Genomic DNA, 14,835 nt, shown 5'->3' with positions numbered 1-14,835 from the left:
CATGGCCTGGCTGTGCCTGGGGTACCTGGACCGGTTCCCGCCCGCGGCGGGCCTGGCCCTCACCGGGTGGGCCCGGGGCCGCCCACTGGAATGGGTGGTCCACGACGAGACGTTCGGCCGGCGTGGGCTGCCCGGCCGGCAACCGGCCCGGCTCCTCGAGGAGACCACCGCCGGACTCCGGTCGCTGAACGGGACCGCCGGGGACGGCGAACAGCGTGCGCCGGCCGCGCGGGTCGCCGACCGGCTTGCGTCGTTGGGAACCCCCGCGCCCGCGCCGCACGCCGTCCTCGTGCTCTTCGCCGGTGACCCGGCCGGAAGCGGCGGGAGCGCCGGGCCGGTGGTGCGGGAGATCCTCGCCGGCGGGGCCGGACCGGGCCGGCTGGTGGACACCGCCGGCATCGAGGTGTGCGTGGTGGACCTGGGTCTGCGCGACGACCTGCCGAGCGTGCCGGGCCTGGCGCCCAGAAGAATCCCCGACCGGCCCGCGGGTCTGACGCGGCAACACGTCGTGCGGGCCATGGAGACCGGCATCGAGATCGCCCGCGACTACTACGCGTCGGGCAACGGCTGGCTCCTCGGCGATGTGCTCACCGGCGACGACGACCTGGCGAGTGCGATCAGCGCCCGGCTGATGGACGACGCGACCGATCCGCTGGAGGTGCTGGCCGCCTGCGACGGGATCGAGGTGGCCGCCCTGGCGGGGTTCATCGTGGGCGCCCGGACGCTGCGCGCGCCCGTGGTGCTCCGCGGACCCGGCGCCGCCGCGGCGACGCTGGTCGCGAGCACGTTGGCGCCAGCGTGCGTGGCTGCCTGTTTCCCCGTCGGACGGCCGCCGGCCGGCGCTCCCGATCCGTTCGGCCACCTCGGCCTGCCGGTGCTGCTGCCCGACTTGTCCGGCGACCTCGCGGACGCGGCGGCCGTGGCGCTGCCGTTCCTGCGTGCCGCGGCCGAAGACGCGCACCCGACGGAGTCCGTCACGACCGGGTCAGGCACCCGGTGAGCGTTCCGGGCCGGGACACGCCGGCCAACGGCAACGGCCAGGCGCCCGGCGGTCGCCGGGTTCTGGTCGCCATGACCGGGGCGACCGGCGCCATTCTGGGAATCCGGCTGCTGGAGGCCATGCGGGAGTTGGGCGTGGAGACCCACCTGGTGCTCAGCGAGTGGGCCGAGCGCACGATCCGGATCGAGACCGACTACACCGTGCCGCAGGTGCGGGGGCTGGCCAGCATCTTCTATCAGCGCGGCAACCAGGCGGCGCCGGTGTCCAGCGGATCGTTCCCGATGCACGGCATGGCGATCATCCCGTGCAGCATGAACACGCTCGCCGCGCTGGCCCACGGGTTGGCCAGCGAACTGATCGTGCGCGCGGCGGACGTGATGCTCAAGGAACGGCGCACGCTGGTGCTCGTTCCCCGGGAGACCCCGCTGAACGCCATCCATCTACGCAACATGCTGCTGTTGAGCGAACTGGGGGTGTCGATCGTTCCGCCGATGCCGGCGTTCTACAACCACCCGCGGTCGGTCGACGACATCGTCGGCCACATCGTGGCCCGGGTGCTCGACCAGTTCGGCATCGACAACGACCTCACCACCCGGTGGGGCATCAGTCAGCATCTGCACACGATGGCGGCCCTGGCCAGGGCCGGCGTCGCGCCGGATGGGCAATCCCGGCAGGAACCCTCATGAGCACCGCCGCCCTCCGAACCCGCGAGCGAGTGCTCGATCCCATCGAGGTGGCGGTGGCCGAGATCGCCGCCGGTCGCCCGATCGTCGTCGTCGACGACGAGGACCGCGAGAATGAGGGCGATCTGACCATCGCCGCCTGCCACGCCACCGCGGCCACGGTCGGGCTCATGGTCCGCTACGGCAGCGGCGTGATCTGCGCCCCGATGGTGGCCGCCGACCTGGAACGGCTGCGCCTGCCACCCATGACCGCGGTCAACGAGGACCCGAGGGCCACCGCCTACACCGTCTCGGTCGACGCCTACCACGGCTGCACCACCGGCATCTCCGCCGACGACCGCACCCGAACCCTGCGGGTGCTGGCCGACCCGCGGAGCGGCGCGGCTGATCTGCGCCGGCCCGGGCACGTGTTCCCGCTGCGTGCTGTGCCCGGCGGCGTGCTCGTCCGCCCCGGGCACACCGAAGCGGCGGTGGACTTCGCTCGGCTGGCCGGCCTGCCCTCGGTGGCGGCGATCTGCGAACTGGTCAACGACAACGGTTCCGTCATGCGTCTGCCGGAACTGGTCCACTTCGCCCGCGACCGGCAGCTCGCCATCGTGTCGATCGCCGACCTGATCCTCCATCGGCTCCGGCAACAGGCACATCTGCACCACACCGGGCACATCCGCCTGCCCACCCGGCACGGCACCTTCCGGGCCATCGCCTACCGGTCGACCCTGCCCGGCGACCACACCGAAATCCTGGCCCTGCTCATGGGCGAGGTGGCCGACGGCGAGGACGTCCTGGTCCACCTGCACCATGAATGCGTCATCGGCGACGTGTTCGCCACCTCGGCCTGTCCCTGCAACGAACAGCTCAACGCCGTAATGGCCCGGATCGCCACCGCCGGCCGCGGTGTCCTGCTCTACCTGCGCGAAAACCAGCGACAACCCCGAGCGGCGCCACGCGGCGGTCCGCACTGTGGAGTCTCGACGGGCGACCAGCTCACCCGGATCCGGCTCTACGGAGCCAGCCACCAGATCCTGGCCGACCTGCGGATCCGATCCGTTCACGTGATCGGCACGGCCGGGCGCGATCTCCTGGAGGAACTCGGGACAAGGACCGCTGTCACGGAACCTTCACGGTGACCGCCACGACCGGCCGGACCCGTTGACTCAACTGGGAAAACTCCCCACTTGACCGCCGCCGAACCACACCCACGGGCATTATGCGCCAAACCGCGTTCGTTGGTCAGGACTGGCGGCGGAATATCGTGCGCAGCCAACGGCGGAACGATCCGCGCTGGTCCATGCCGCCGTCTCCGCCCTGTCCGGTCGGGACCGACTCGTCGGGCCCCTCCGGGGCCGGTTCATCGGCGAAGGTCGGACGGCTGTGCTCACCGGCGAAGTCCGGCTCGGCCTGAGTGTCACGGCGGTTTCTGGTCATGTCGTCTCCCGGGTCGGTACTGGCGGGGTCGGGGTACCCGCCACGAATCCGGGCAAGCACCCCGATCGGGTCGTGGCCGGCGGGTAGCCTCAGCGCTCCTCGGCCGTCGAGGCGGATCGTTCTCGCCGGCGGGCCCGTATCCCGGCCCAGGTGGCGAGCGGAATCGCCACGACCGCCAGCACCGTCGCGCCGAGCAGCAGATGCGCGACCTTGTGGTTTTCCGGGGCCCGGGCGTCGCGCAGGTCGTCCTCCGGTCGCAGCGGGTCGTAGATGACCGGAACCACATCGCCGGCCTTGGCCCGCGGCCCGGGAGCCTCGTCGCCCTGACCGATCGTCGAGCGCACCTGGCGCCCGTCCGCCGTGCGGAACTCGACATGCACCCGGGAGTGCTTGCCGGTGGTCACCTTCACCACCCGGCCGGAGGCCTGCTGGCCGCGCGCGCTGAGCGCGTTGTCATTGCTCCACACGTGCCACGTGGCCACGACGAGGACCGAGATGACCACTGCCCCGAGCGCCGCGAACAGCACCGGGGATGGCCGCGACGAGCCGAAACGCCTCACCACAGCAATGTCCCCCGGACCGGCGGCGATCAAACATGGGGCGAATCACGGACGGCTACCGCCTGTTACTGGGCGGTGGCTCCGCCGTCGATCGCCATGGTCGCGCCGGTGATGAAGGTTGCCTCGTCGCTGAGCAGGTAGGCGATGAGGCCGGCGATCTCCGCGGGGTCGGCCACGCGTCCCGTCGGGTTGGGGGCGTCGAGCTCACTCGGGGGCTGTTCTGGGGACGCGCCGAGCAGCCGGCGGTACAGGGGCGTGTCGACGTTGCCGGTCACGAGCGCGTTGACCCGCACACCGCGGTCGGCCCATTCCAGTGCGGCCGACCGGGTAAGACCGACGACGCCGTGTTTGGCGGCGGTGTAGGCCGCGAGGCCGGGAACCGCCGAAACCCCCGCGGTCGAGGCGTTGTTGACCACGGCCCCGCCGCCTGCCGCGCCGATGGCGGGGAGCTGGTGTTTGAGGCCGTGGAAGACGCTGGTCAGGTTCACGTCCAGTTCGTCGCGCCAGGCTTGGGCGTCGACCGCCTCGAGCGGTCCGGAGGCGAGCACCCCGCCGGCGTTGTTGACCGCGCCGTCGAGCCGACCGAACTCGGCCACGGCGGCGTGGACCGCCCTGGCCACGTCGTCCTCCACGGTCGCATCGCAGGTGACGAACAACGCCTGACCACCGTCGGCGACGATGCCGGCGGCCAGGTGCTCGCCGAGGTCGGTGCGTCGGCCGGCCGCGACGACCACGGCTCCCTCCGCGGCCAGGCGCAGCGCTGTCGCCCGTCCGATCCCCGAGGTGGCACCGACCACCATGACAACCTTCGACCGCAGGCGACCCGGATCCGACATGATCGTGATCCTCTCGCACGGGCGCACCAGCCGCCGAACCGAGGATCAGGGAGATTCGTCGGTGGAAGAGGGTTTGGTGTCGGAGGTTCCGCCCAGGCCCGGCGTCAGGTCGGCGGGATCGGGCACGTCGGGATCGGCCTCAGGGCCGCCCTTCGGAGGATCCGGTTCAGGAATGCCCGCAGTGTTCGCCGTCTTGTCGTTCATCGGACAGACGTTCCCGATCCGGTGCACCGCAAACGCGAGGATCAGACCTTGGCGGTCACGGTCAGGACGGCCAGGCACATCTCGTCGCTGGTGCCGTCGCCCCACACCACGTAGCGCGGCAAGAGCGGTTTGAGCTGCGGCAGCTTCGAGCGCACCGTGGCGTCGTGAGTGCACGTGACCCGCACGGTGTCGCCCGCGTTGATCCGGACCGGTTGTGGCAGCACCCGTTCGGACTGGTCGTCGAAGTTGTACGCCGGCTCGTCCAGGAGCATCCGCGCGCTCGGCGTGCCCGGGTTGAGCTCGACCGACATCGAACGGCCCAGCAGGTGCATGTGCGGCGTGATCGCGTACAGCAGCACGGGCGCGCTGACCTGGTGGTCGCAGTGCTGGGTGTTGCCGGCGACGGGCGGCTTTCCCTGGTTGCAGAGCTGGTTGAGCCCGTCGACCTCCTCGCGCGCCCCGGCTCCGGTGCGCTTGACCAGGTCCGCGATCGCCGCCTCACGGTCACACAGCGGACCGGACTCCTGCGGCGTGCAGGGCAGCTCGATCTGGCTCGGCAGCAGGGCGCCCCCGAGCGGCGTCACCTCGGCCGTGCCCGGCAGCAGGCGCAGACGGATCGAGGACTGGTCGGTCGGGCCCGGCTTTCCGTTGGTCGCCAACAGGTTGTAGTGCACCTGCAGCACGATCTGGCTGCCTGGCTCCAACCGGTAGCCCGTGCGGTCGCCGATCAGCGTCTCCGCGTGACCCGGCGCCCACGCGCCGACATAGCTGGACCGCTCGCCGTCCGCCGAACCCGGACCGTCCAGCCCACTGCCGCCGAAGCACTGCCAGCCGTCGCCCTCGGCCTTGGCGTCCACGCTCCTGGCATGGTCCACCCCGGACGCGGGGACGCTGTAGAAGATGCCGTGGTGCACGATCTCGGCGTTCTGCGGCAGGAACTGGCTGCCGGTCAGGTAGGCGGCCTCGGTGAGCTTCGGGTCGATCAGGAAGCACCGGTACTCGTCCGTGCCCCCCTCGGGCGGTGCCGGCCGGTACGGCGCGGCGAGCCCCACCTGCTCGAACCGCTCCCCCGCGCGCAGCGGCGCGGCCGCGGGCGGCGGACCGCCGTGCGCGTGGCTGCTGGTCTGGCCCGCTCCTCCGGACGGCGAGGCCGCCGGCGCGGACCCGCACGCCGCGACCGTGACAAGAACCCCGGCGGAAACGACAAACGTCCTGATCCTCATGCCCATGCCCCCTCGACACGTCGGCTGAAGTCGCAGACCAATTGTCCCTCAATCCAGGGCTGTCCGGGATCCGTGTAAACCCTGAAACGACCCTGAATCATCCCAGTGGGGGACCTCCGAGGCAGGCTCGCGCGATCGGCACACCGGCCACGCCCGGCGGGGCGCACCCCGAGCGTCGCGATGATCGCAATGTTCGTCCGCGGTCCACAGACGATCCGCGGGCGCTTATTGTGTTCCAAGTCACCACGCCGAGAAAAGAATTAACGATAGTGCCGTAATCCCACCCCGGCGCCGGGATTCATGGTATTCATCGTGTGTCCCCATTGGATCCCCACCCCGGAGGCCACCACATGGCTCAGAAAGTCACCGTCGAGCTGGTCGATGACGTGGACGGCACGGCCAGCGCTGACATCACCACGGTCAGGTTCGCTCTCGACGGAGTCAGCTACGAGATCGATCTGAGCGGGCGCAACGCCAAGAAGCTTCGCAACACCTTCGCCGATGTCATCGCCGCCGGCCGGCGGGTCGGTGGTCGAGTAAAACGCCACACGGCACCAACGGTCCGGCCGGCCGCCAATCGCGAGCAGACCAGGGCGATCCGCGACTGGGCCCGGCAGAACGGTTTCGACCTCGCCGAGCGCGGCCGCATCCCCGCCAGCGTGCTCACGGCTTTCGACGAGGCGCACCTGCCCCCGGCCAAGCCCAAGGGCCGTGCCAGCCGCAAGGCCGCTTAGCAGTTCGGCACCGAGTCACGCCGCCGGGTTGATCCCGGCGGCGTTTCGCTGTCCCCGGCGAGCGCCGGCTGTCCATCTGGGACGGTCGTGGGGAGCCTGCCGGACGGGATGGGAATCGCTTCCGATCCCGTCGCCCCCCTTGCCGATCCTATAGTCGGTTCAGGACTGACGGAATGAACCGAACCATGTTCAGCTCGAGGGGGACGAAGAAAATGATCTGGCGAGAACAGCCCTGCTACCGGGCCATTGTGGCGGTGGATGCGGTGAACTCCACCGCGCGGACCGATATGGAGAAGGCGGAGCTGCGGCGCAGACTGTACGAGATCTTCGAAGATGCGCTGTACGGCGCCGGTATCGGGGAGAGCTCGCGCGATGCGCTCATCGACCGGGGCGACGGGATCCTCACGCTGATCGATCCGGCGGTGCCCAAGACGGTGCTGCTGAACGAGGTCGTGCCGACGCTCGGTGAGCGGTTGGCCGAGGTCGCCGGTCTGCGGTTGCGAACGATCGTCCACGCCGGGGAGGTGCTCTACGACCGGCGGGGCGTTTTCGGCGAGTCCGTCGACCTCACCTTCCGGTTGCTGGAGGCACCCTGACGCTGACCGTGGTCGGCGCGAGCCCCACGCTGCCATCGTTGCTCGGTCGCCCGGTGACCGAGGCGTGCGCCGAGATGACCAACCTGGGATACCGGTGCGACGCTCGCCCGGACGTGTTGCACCGCAACGCGAACGTGGTCGCCGCGCAGGAACCGGCCCCGGGTACGCCGCTGGATCCGGGTGACACCGTGGTGGTGCACTACGCCCCGTTCGACCCGCTGCCGGTGAAACTGTTCCGCGCGAAGAACGATGACCCCGTGTGGGTCATGCGGATCGGCGACCTGGAGCCGGGCCTGCGCGACACCTACGACCACGCCAACCCCCAGGTGCTGGGCTACGCCTACCCGATCGACCGGGCGCAACCCGGTGCCAGCCGGGTCGTCAACGGGTTCTTCTGTGTCCGGCCGGGTACCACGGCATGTGGCGGGTTCGAGCGGAACCATCTCTGTACGGTCGCGGAGGACCTGAGCGACCAGCCCGGCCTGGAGAACTGGGACAAGGGCGTCATCGGGCGCTTCATGGGTGACTGCGCTCCCGGCATGGTCCCGTTGAGTGAACACCGCGCTGATCAGCGACCGCGCGTGCCAGCGTGGCAAGAAGTACCACGGGGACATCACCGGAAGTTCCCACGAACTCAGGGAGTGGTCCCCTCGGCCCGGTGGTGCCAGCCGATGGTGGTGCCGAGTTCGGCGACACGTGCGCCGGTGTTGGGGTGCAGGAGGCCGCCGCCGAGGTGGCCGTGGCCCCAGGGGCCTTGCGCGGGCCCCTCCTGCCAGGTGTTCTCGAGGTCGGGACTCTGGCTGATGCCGAACACCTCGAGGCGACCGTCGGCGTTGCGGGCCACGCAGATGGTCCGGTCGAGGTCGATCAGTTCGCCGGGCTGCCAACCGGACCAGTTGCCGTTGACCACGCCCTGCCACTGCGTGTAAAGCGTGCTGTCCTCGCCGATGTGGAAGACCTCCAGGCGGCCGTCGACGTTGCGGGCGACGGCGGGATGCGAGTGCAGTTCGCCGCCGAGGTCACCCTTGGTCTCCCACGACCCGTTGACGCCGGTCTGCCAGGTGTGTCCGAGCGCGCCGAACGTGGTGTAGTAGAAGACTTCCAGGCGCAGATCGGCGTTGAGGACGGCGACCGGCCGGCCGCGGATCTCGCCGGGCAGCCTGGTCCACCTGCTCCAGCCGTTGTTGGGCGCGGTCTGCTCGATGTACTCGATCGTCTGGTTGCGACCCCGCCCGTACACGGTGAGGCGTCCGTCGAAACCGGAGCACACGGCCGGCGAGCCGGCGATCTCGCCGCCGAGCGAGGCCCATTCCGACCAGTTGTCCGAAGCGGGTTGCAGTTCCCAGGCGTGTCGCAGGCTGCCGTCGTCGGCCCGGGCGAACACCTCCAACCGTCCGTCGGCGTTCATGCCGAGGGCGACATCGTCGGTGGTCGCTCCGCCCAGCGATCGCCAGGTGCTCCAGCCGCCGCCTTCGGCCGTCTGGCCCACGGTCTGGACATCGTTCCCGACACCCCTGGCGAACACCCGCAGCCGGCCCCGGCTGTCCCCGCCCACGGTGGGTCCACCTTGGATCCGGCCGCCCCGGTAGCCCCACTGGGACCATGGGCCGGCCGCGGCCCTGCGTTGCCAGACATGCCACACGGCGTTGTCCGTGCCGCGCACGAAGACTTCCATCCGGCCGTCGGCGTTGCGCCAGGCTCCCATGCCGCCACCACCTTCCGCTGCACTGACATCGGTGTCCACCCCGCTCCCGTGAGGGGCCGGGATGCGCCGACCCGGCGACCGGGGAGGATGGGCGGGTGCGGTGGGCTCGGGCGATACATCATCTTGAGGCGCTGGCGCAGGAGTGCGCCGTGATGGCCACCCGGCCGGCGTCGATCTTCCCGGTGCGGGTGGTGGAACTGTGGGCGGTCGGCGACGTGCTCGGCCCGCTCCGGGACATCGACGCGGTGACCGTGGCGCTGGCCGTGGACCTGCCGGTCGAGGAGGTGCCCTGGCTCGGCCAGCCGCGCGGCGCCCAGCAGTGGGCGAACGCGACGAGGCTGGACCGCAACCCGATCGTCGGCCTGTGGCGCTCGGTGCACGCGCCGGTGTGGAACCACCGGGTCGAGCGGCCGGCACTGGTGTGGGACGCCGAGAACGGGGTGGCGGAGAAGACGTTGGCGGCATTGCACGACGGTGCCGGCGAGCGGGTCCGGCTGCCCGCTCCCGGCGCGGAGGAATGGCGGGCGCGCCTGACCGAGGAACTGGCCGTCAGCGTGCGGGCCCTGCGCGACTGCACCGCCGCCTACGAGCAGCGGCGGTGGAGTCCGGGCAAGCTCGAGCCGGTGGCGGACGCGTTGTGGCGGGCCAGCGAGGGCTACCTCGACGTGCTCGACGCCCTGCATGGCCCTCCTGAGCCGACCTGACGGCTCGGTTTTCCGGCCGGACGATCGATCTCGCCGATAGAGTGCGCCGGTGTTCTCCACCACTGTCACGCGGCCGCTGGTGTGGTCGATCCCCGTCGCCGTCGTTGGCGTGATCGGGGCGGGAGTGTTCTTCTTCAGGCCGGTGACGAAGGACTTCACCGGGACCGAGGTGCTCTGCGACGGCGAGTACTTCTATTCCTTCGACCCGTCCGCGGGGTGTGCGGACGCGATCACCAGGCACATCGTGCTGACGGTGGTCATTCTCGTCGTCACCGTGCTGCCGTTGCTGGTGGTCGCGCTGCGGGCGTGTGTGCTGTCCGCGGACGGCATCTTCACGGCCAACCAGGAGCTGGACCGGGTTCGGCAGCGGCTCAACCGCCTGCAGGAGAAGGTCGACCGGCTCGAGCAGGAGTCGAGCGGCAAGACCTGATCTCGCGTGCGGCCGGCCTCATGGCCGCGCTCCGGCGGTGTCCACGACCGCCTGCTCGACCACGGCGTCGGTGTCCGTCGTGCCCAGGTAGATGTGGGTCCGCGGGTCGAACACCAGGGTGATCGGGCGACCACTGCGCTGGGCCCAGCGCACCCCGACGCCGGGCCGGCCGGCGCGGTCGGTGACGTTCTCGACGACCTCGAGCCCGTCGACCTCGGCCACCAGGTCGAAGACCGCGGCCCGCGACGGCGGCGCCACATAGGACGTCCCGAACAGGAACAGGATGTTCTTGCCGAACCCGTTGATGTCACCGGGTTTGCCACCGGCGTTGGTCAGGTACTCCCGCATGCCGGCGGCGTCGGTCGGCAGATCCGCCCGGTAGGCCGGATCCGGCTGGCACGGTTCCACCACGCCGGGCACCGGCTGGGTTCCCTTGATCACCTGGGCCTGGCCGTCGCGGCAGCCGGGCAGGGGGATGCGCTCGTCCCGTTCGACGATCAGCCCGTCCCGGGTGCCGTCGGCCGAGCGCCAGTCCTCGCGGATCGACCCGTCGCCGTAGTGCGTCCTGGTGTAGACGAACTGGTCGGGCCGGGGCGGGGTGTCGGGCAGTGCGCGGGTGGCGTCGGCCGCGCGGTGCAGGATCTCCGCCGCGCTGGCGGGCGCCGGGCCGACCCCGACCTGTTCGAGACCGCCGAGGGCGATCACGCCGGTGATGGCCGCGGCCAGACCGGCGCCGGCCGCGCCGGCCAGCACCAGGCGTCGCCCGCGGCGGGGCGGGCGGCGGACACCGGCGGCGATCTCGCTCAGCAGGCGCGCCCGGGCCGGGGCGAGGTCGCCGGCGTTGGGCAGCGGCGTCTCGGCGGCGATGTCCCTGAGCAGTGCGATGTCATCCATTGTTCGTGCTCTCCTTGGCCAGGGCCGCGCGCACGTGCTGATGGGCGCGGCTGAGTCGGGACCGGACGGTGCCGATCGGAAGGTCGAGTGCCTGGGCGGTCTCGTCGTAGCTGAGGCCCTCCCAGGCGATCAGCAGCAGGACCTCCCGGTCACCGGGGTTGAGCTGGGTCAGGGCGAAGGCCACCCGCCGGTGCGTGGCCTGGGCGGTGACCTGGTCGGCGACCCGGTCGGCGTGGCCGGGCAGGTCGGGATCGGGCGCGAGGCTGGCCCGCAGCCGGTACCGGCGGATCTCGGCGCGCTGATGCTGGCGGGCCAGGTTGGTCGCGATGCCGTAGAGCCACGGCCGGGCGTCGGGCCGGTCGCGGGCATAGCGGTGCCGCTGCCGGAAGGCGGTCAGGAAGGTGTCGGCGACCAGGTCGTCGGCGACCTGCCGGCCGAGCCGGCGGGCCAGGTAACGCTGGACCGCCGCGGCGTGCCGGTCGAAGATCGCGGCGAACCGTTCCGGCCGGGCAACGGAGCTCGCGATGATCCGTGCGTCGTCCTCATCGGCTGAGTGCATCGACTCCTCTATCCGTCGGGAGCGCTGTCACCCGGCTATTGGCCGGCCGGCCGTAGCGAGTTCTCGACGACCCGGGAGTCGCGGTCAGCGGGTCGGTTCCGGGCGCCGGCCGACGCACCGGTCGAACCAGGACCGCGGGGTGTGGCCGGACAGTTCGGCCAGTTCGCGGGCCCCGGTGTCGGTGAAGATCCGCAGGGCCAGTGCCCAGTGGCCGGCCGAACCGGTGGCGGTGGCGAGATCGCGGAGCGTGCGGGCCTCCCAGAGCGGCAGGGCCAGTTCGCGCCACTGCTCCAGGGCCGTGGTCAGGTACCCGGTGGCGGTCGGCAGATCACCGGTGGACAGGGCCAACTCGCCGAGCGTGCGGGTGATCAGGGCGGTGCCGAACCGGTCGTTGCGGGCGACGCACACCGCCAGGCACGAGGTGAGCAGGTCGTGCACGCCGTCCGGACGGCCCTGCCGGATCCGGGCCTTGGCCAGGGACTGCCGGGCGTAGGTGGCGCCGAGCACGTCGCCGATCTCCTCGAGGATCTCCTGCGCCTGCCGGCTGAGGTCGGCGGCGGCGGCGAGATCGCCCGCCGCGCGCCGGCACAGCGACCGGCCGCGCAGCGCCAGCGCCTCGCCGCGGCGGTCGGCCAGGTCCCGGTAGAGCTGGACGCACTCGTCGAGGGCGGCCTCGGCGCCGGCCAGATCGCCGTGGTCGCGCAGGATCGCGGCCACGCCGTAGCGCGCGGCGGCGAGCACCGACCGGTCGCCGATCCGCCCGGCCAGGTCCGCGGCCTCGGCCAGGCTCTCCCGAGCCGGACCGAACTCGCCGACATCGCGCCGGACGGTGCCGATTCCCAACAGGGCGACCGCCTGGATCGACTCGTCGCCGATCGCGGCGGCGTTGGTCAGCGCCTGCTGGTAGTGCTCGAGCGCGGCGGGAAACTCGTCGCGCTCGTAACACAGATGGCCCAGCCCGGCCAGGATGGTCGCTTCGGCCTGCTTGTTGCCGGAGGCGACGGCGTACTCGAGCGCGACCTCGTGGGTGCGTTGCCAGCTGTCGAACTCGTTGCGGACGGCGAACGGGGAGGACAGCAGCGAGGTGAGCAGCGTGGCGCTCGGCTCGTCGGCGCCCAGTTCGTGGGCCCGCTCCACGGCTCGCACCAGGGTCGCGGTCTCGGCCTTGAGCCAGTCGGTGGGGGCGGCGACGACCTCGTCGAGCAGGCGCGGGTCCGGCTCGACCGTGGCCACGACGGTCGGCCGCAGCCCGAGGGTGACCCGGGGCAGCCGGGCCGAGGCGGCCTCGACCAGCGCGATCAGCACCGACAGGGTGCGCAACACCGCCTCGGACACCACGCCGGGCGGCTCGTGCCGGGCGGACTGCTCGGCGCCGAACAGTTGGACCAGGTCATGGAAGCGGTACCTGATCCGGCCCAGGGCATCGACGCCGGCCACCTCCAGCAACCGCAGGTCGACCAGGTGCTCCACCATGTCCTCGGCGTCGTCGACCGGGATGTCCAGCAGCGGTGCGGCAACCCAGGAGCCGAAGTCCGGCAGGTCGAGCAGGGCCAGCAGGTGGAACGCGTGGCGTTGCCGCTGGTCCAGCTCGGCGTAGCCCAGCTCCAGGCTGGACCGCACGGCCAGGTCGCCGACGGCCAGTTCGTCGAGCCTGCGGTGCTGGTCGGACAGCCGGCTGGCCAGGGTGCGCAGCGGCCAGTGCCGGCGGGCCAGCAACTTGGCCCCGGCCACCCGGATGGCCAGCGGGATCCCGCCGCACAGGCGCGCGATCGTGGTCGCCGCCTCCGGCTCGGCCGCGGTGCGCTCGGCGCCGACGATCCGGCCGAGCATCTCGGTCGATGTCGGCACGGACAACGTGGTCAGCTCGACCGGCTCGGATCCGGCGAGCCCGGTCAACCGGGACCGGCTCGTGACGATCATGATGCAGTTCCCGGACCCGGGCAGCAGCTTGCGCACCTGGTGCTCGCCCCGGACGTTGTCCAGCACGATGATCATGCGCCGGTCCGCGATCGCCATCCGGTACAGCCCGGCCCGTTCGTCGGGGTCGTCCGGCAGTTCGGTGCCGCTCATCCCCAGCGCGCGCAGGAACCGGCCGAGTACCTCGGTGTCCTCGGTGGTGCCGGCGCTGTGCAGATCGGCGAAGAGTTGGCCGTCCGGGTAGTCGCCGGCCAGCCGGTGCGCGCAGTGCACCGCCAGCGCCGACTTGCCGATTCCGCCGGCTCCGGAGACCGCCACGACCCGGCCGCGCGCCGACCTCGCCAGCCCGAGCACCCGCTCGACCTGCTCGGTGCGGCCGGTGAAGTCGGCGATGTCGGGCGGCAACTGGTTGGGGGCGGCCACCTCGGGCCGGGCCGGCAGGGTGGTCACCGGGCGCTGCGGCGTGGTCGGCACCGGGCCGGCCGGCAGTGTGCCGTCCAGGATCCGTGCGTGTAACTCGCGCAGCGCCTCGCCGGGCTCGACACCCAACTCGTCGATCAGTCGCATGCGGACGGACCGGTACGCGGCCAGCGCGTCACCCTGCCGCCCGCTCAGGTAGAGCGCGCGCATCAACAGGCCCCGGGCCTCCTCCCGGGTCGGATGCGCGTCGCACAGCGCGACCAGCCGGGGCAGGGCGACCAGGATCTGGCCCAGGGCCAGTTCGCAGCGGGCCAGCCCCTCTTCGGCGGCCAGCCGCTCGTCGGCCAGCCCGGCCGCGCGGGTCCGGGCGAACCGCGCGGTCACCCCGCCGAACGCGGGACCCCGCCACAATCCCAGCGCCTGCTGGTACTGCTGGGCCGCACCGGCCGGATCGGTGGCCTCGGCCTGCCGGGCGGCGTCCAGACACCGCGCGAACTCCACCAGATCCACGTCGTCGGGGTGCACGCGCAGCAGGTAGCCGGGCGGCTGGGTGAGCAACACCGCGTCTTCGCCGACCGCGGCGAATCCCCGGCGCAGCGCCGAAACGTAGGTGTGCACCAGCGCGACGGCCGACGCCGGCGGCCGCTCGTCCCAGATCAGGCCGACCAGCCGGTCGATCGACACGACCTGACCGGGCTCCAGCAGCAGCGCGGCCAGCAGCGCCTTCGGTTTGGGGCCGCCGAGATAGGCAGGCGCGGGCGCCAGCACCTCGACGGGACCCAACGCCCCCAAGCGCATGCGTACACCCCCGGCGGTTCTGGCTTCGGTCCAGTATCACCCGTTGAGACGAATCAGTCACCCTGCTCGGGGCGCCATGAGGGGATCACCATCGACCGGAAATGTGGAAGAATCTCCGTGTTCCGACATTGTGAGTGAGAGGGTAAC

General features: G+C 71.6%; 16 protein-coding genes and 1 pseudogene. 8 read left to right on the top strand and 9 right to left on the bottom strand.

Annotation, left to right across the window (positions count from 1 at the left end):
- The 3 genes from VFO68_RS08785 to ribB form a co-directional block, all read left to right on the top strand.
- The coding region (locus VFO68_RS08785; protein ID WP_325157690.1) for a nicotinate-nucleotide--dimethylbenzimidazole phosphoribosyltransferase at positions 1 to 1,000 on the top strand (1,000 nt) is incomplete at its 5' end.
- Positions 997 to 1,686, top strand: a complete 690-nt coding sequence (locus VFO68_RS08780; RefSeq protein ID WP_325157689.1) for a UbiX family flavin prenyltransferase — start codon at positions 997 to 999, stop codon at positions 1,684 to 1,686. The genes VFO68_RS08785 and VFO68_RS08780, both read left to right, overlap by 4 nt.
- Positions 1,683 to 2,810 (top strand): 3,4-dihydroxy-2-butanone-4-phosphate synthase, encoded by a 1,128-nt coding sequence (gene ribB, locus VFO68_RS08775; protein ID WP_325157688.1) that lies wholly within the window; start codon positions 1,683 to 1,685, stop codon positions 2,808 to 2,810. Before VFO68_RS08780 ends, ribB begins: the two co-directional genes overlap by 4 nt.
- 103 nt (positions 2,811 to 2,913) lie before the next feature.
- On the opposite strand, the gene VFO68_RS08770 is transcribed toward ribB, so the two are convergent.
- The 5 genes from VFO68_RS08770 to VFO68_RS08750 all read right to left on the bottom strand — a co-directional run bounded on the left by VFO68_RS08770 (position 2,914) and on the right by VFO68_RS08750 (position 5,931).
- Positions 2,914 to 3,108: a hypothetical protein gene (locus tag VFO68_RS08770; protein ID WP_325157687.1), complete on the bottom strand. Its 195-nt coding sequence runs from the start codon at positions 3,106 to 3,108 to the stop codon at positions 2,914 to 2,916.
- Between the two features lie 89 nt (positions 3,109 to 3,197).
- A complete protein-coding gene (locus VFO68_RS08765; protein ID WP_325157686.1) occupies positions 3,198 to 3,671 on the bottom strand; it encodes a DUF3592 domain-containing protein in 474 nt (157 codons plus the stop codon).
- 62 nt (positions 3,672 to 3,733) lie between these two features.
- The gene (locus tag VFO68_RS08760) at positions 3,734 to 4,504 is read right to left on the bottom strand and encodes a glucose 1-dehydrogenase (protein ID WP_325157685.1); all 771 of its coding nucleotides are present in this window, start codon (positions 4,502 to 4,504) and stop codon (positions 3,734 to 3,736) included.
- Between the two features lie 45 nt (positions 4,505 to 4,549).
- Positions 4,550 to 4,708, bottom strand: coding sequence for a hypothetical protein (locus VFO68_RS08755; RefSeq protein ID WP_325157684.1), 159 nt, complete (start codon positions 4,706 to 4,708; stop codon positions 4,550 to 4,552).
- A gap of 41 nt (positions 4,709 to 4,749) precedes the next feature.
- On the bottom strand, positions 4,750 to 5,931 hold the full coding sequence (locus VFO68_RS08750; RefSeq protein ID WP_325157683.1) for a hypothetical protein: 1,182 nt from the start codon (positions 5,929 to 5,931) through the stop codon (positions 4,750 to 4,752).
- Between the two features lie 350 nt (positions 5,932 to 6,281).
- On the opposite strand from VFO68_RS08750, the gene VFO68_RS08745 reads away from it, so the two are divergent.
- From VFO68_RS08745 to VFO68_RS34255, 3 genes and pseudogenes are all read left to right on the top strand, one after another.
- Positions 6,282 to 6,665 (top strand): Lsr2 family protein, encoded by a 384-nt coding sequence (locus tag VFO68_RS08745; RefSeq protein ID WP_325157682.1) that lies wholly within the window; start codon positions 6,282 to 6,284, stop codon positions 6,663 to 6,665.
- Positions 6,666 to 6,877: 212 nt separating this feature from the next.
- Positions 6,878 to 7,261 carry a hypothetical protein gene (locus VFO68_RS08740; protein WP_325157681.1) on the top strand — a complete coding sequence of 128 codons (384 nt, stop codon included), beginning with the start codon at positions 6,878 to 6,880 and terminating at the stop codon, positions 7,259 to 7,261.
- A gap of 8 nt (positions 7,262 to 7,269) precedes the next feature.
- Positions 7,270 to 7,449 (top strand): annotated as a pseudogene (locus VFO68_RS34255) (PASTA domain-containing protein); the annotation flags it as partial.
- A 446-nt stretch (positions 7,450 to 7,895) separates the two neighbouring features.
- Here the strand turns inward: VFO68_RS34255 and VFO68_RS08735 are convergent.
- The gene (locus VFO68_RS08735; protein ID WP_325157680.1) at positions 7,896 to 8,966 is read right to left on the bottom strand and encodes a hypothetical protein; all 1,071 of its coding nucleotides are present in this window, start codon (positions 8,964 to 8,966) and stop codon (positions 7,896 to 7,898) included.
- Positions 8,967 to 9,061: 95 nt separating this feature from the next.
- On the opposite strand from VFO68_RS08735, the gene VFO68_RS08730 reads away from it, so the two are divergent.
- Entirely contained in the window at positions 9,062 to 9,670 is a 609-nt protein-coding gene (locus VFO68_RS08730) for a DUF7711 family protein (protein ID WP_325157679.1), read from the top strand.
- A gap of 49 nt (positions 9,671 to 9,719) precedes the next feature.
- Entirely contained in the window at positions 9,720 to 10,100 is a 381-nt protein-coding gene (locus tag VFO68_RS08725) for a hypothetical protein (protein WP_325157678.1), read from the top strand.
- An 18-nt stretch (positions 10,101 to 10,118) separates the two neighbouring features.
- Here the strand turns inward: VFO68_RS08725 and VFO68_RS08720 are convergent, their stop codons facing one another.
- The 3 genes from VFO68_RS08720 to VFO68_RS08710 all read right to left on the bottom strand — a co-directional run bounded on the left by VFO68_RS08720 (position 10,119) and on the right by VFO68_RS08710 (position 14,688).
- Entirely contained in the window at positions 10,119 to 10,994 is an 876-nt protein-coding gene (locus VFO68_RS08720) for a CU044_5270 family protein (protein WP_325157677.1), read from the bottom strand.
- Positions 10,987 to 11,553, bottom strand: a complete 567-nt coding sequence (locus VFO68_RS08715; protein ID WP_325157676.1) for an RNA polymerase sigma factor — start codon at positions 11,551 to 11,553, stop codon at positions 10,987 to 10,989. The genes VFO68_RS08720 and VFO68_RS08715 overlap by 8 nt, the downstream gene beginning before the upstream one ends.
- 84 nt (positions 11,554 to 11,637) lie before the next feature.
- A complete protein-coding gene (locus VFO68_RS08710; protein ID WP_325157675.1) occupies positions 11,638 to 14,688 on the bottom strand; it encodes an AfsR/SARP family transcriptional regulator in 3,051 nt (1,016 codons plus the stop codon).
- Positions 14,689 to 14,835: the final 147 nt, after the last annotated feature.

This window comes from Actinophytocola sp., assembly GCF_035712165.1.
GTDB lineage: Bacteria > Actinomycetota > Actinomycetes > Mycobacteriales > Pseudonocardiaceae > DASYTH01.
Note: the sequence above shows the minus strand (reverse complement) of the source record. Positions and strands in the feature narration are given on the sequence as shown.

Excerpts from the sequence above, each read along its gene's own strand:
- ribB (WP_325157688.1), top strand. The coding sequence starts at position 1,683 with ATGAGCACCGCCGCCCTCCGAACCCGCGAGCGAGTGCTCGATCCCATC.
- VFO68_RS08770 (WP_325157687.1), bottom strand. The coding sequence starts at position 3,108 with ATGACCAGAAACCGCCGTGACACTCAGGCCGAGCCGGACTTCGCCGGT.
- VFO68_RS08760 (WP_325157685.1), bottom strand. The coding sequence starts at position 4,504 with ATGTCGGATCCGGGTCGCCTGCGGTCGAAGGTTGTCATGGTGGTCGGT.
- VFO68_RS08755 (WP_325157684.1), bottom strand. The coding sequence starts at position 4,708 with ATGAACGACAAGACGGCGAACACTGCGGGCATTCCTGAACCGGATCCT.
- VFO68_RS08750 (WP_325157683.1), bottom strand. The coding sequence starts at position 5,931 with ATGAGGATCAGGACGTTTGTCGTTTCCGCCGGGGTTCTTGTCACGGTC.
- VFO68_RS08745 (WP_325157682.1), top strand. The coding sequence starts at position 6,282 with ATGGCTCAGAAAGTCACCGTCGAGCTGGTCGATGACGTGGACGGCACG.
- VFO68_RS08740 (WP_325157681.1), top strand. The coding sequence starts at position 6,878 with ATGATCTGGCGAGAACAGCCCTGCTACCGGGCCATTGTGGCGGTGGAT.
- VFO68_RS08735 (WP_325157680.1), bottom strand. The coding sequence starts at position 8,966 with ATGGGAGCCTGGCGCAACGCCGACGGCCGGATGGAAGTCTTCGTGCGC.
- VFO68_RS08720 (WP_325157677.1), bottom strand. The coding sequence starts at position 10,994 with ATGGATGACATCGCACTGCTCAGGGACATCGCCGCCGAGACGCCGCTG.
- VFO68_RS08715 (WP_325157676.1), bottom strand. The coding sequence starts at position 11,553 with ATGCACTCAGCCGATGAGGACGACGCACGGATCATCGCGAGCTCCGTT.
- VFO68_RS08710 (WP_325157675.1), bottom strand. The coding sequence starts at position 14,688 with ATGCGCTTGGGGGCGTTGGGTCCCGTCGAGGTGCTGGCGCCCGCGCCT.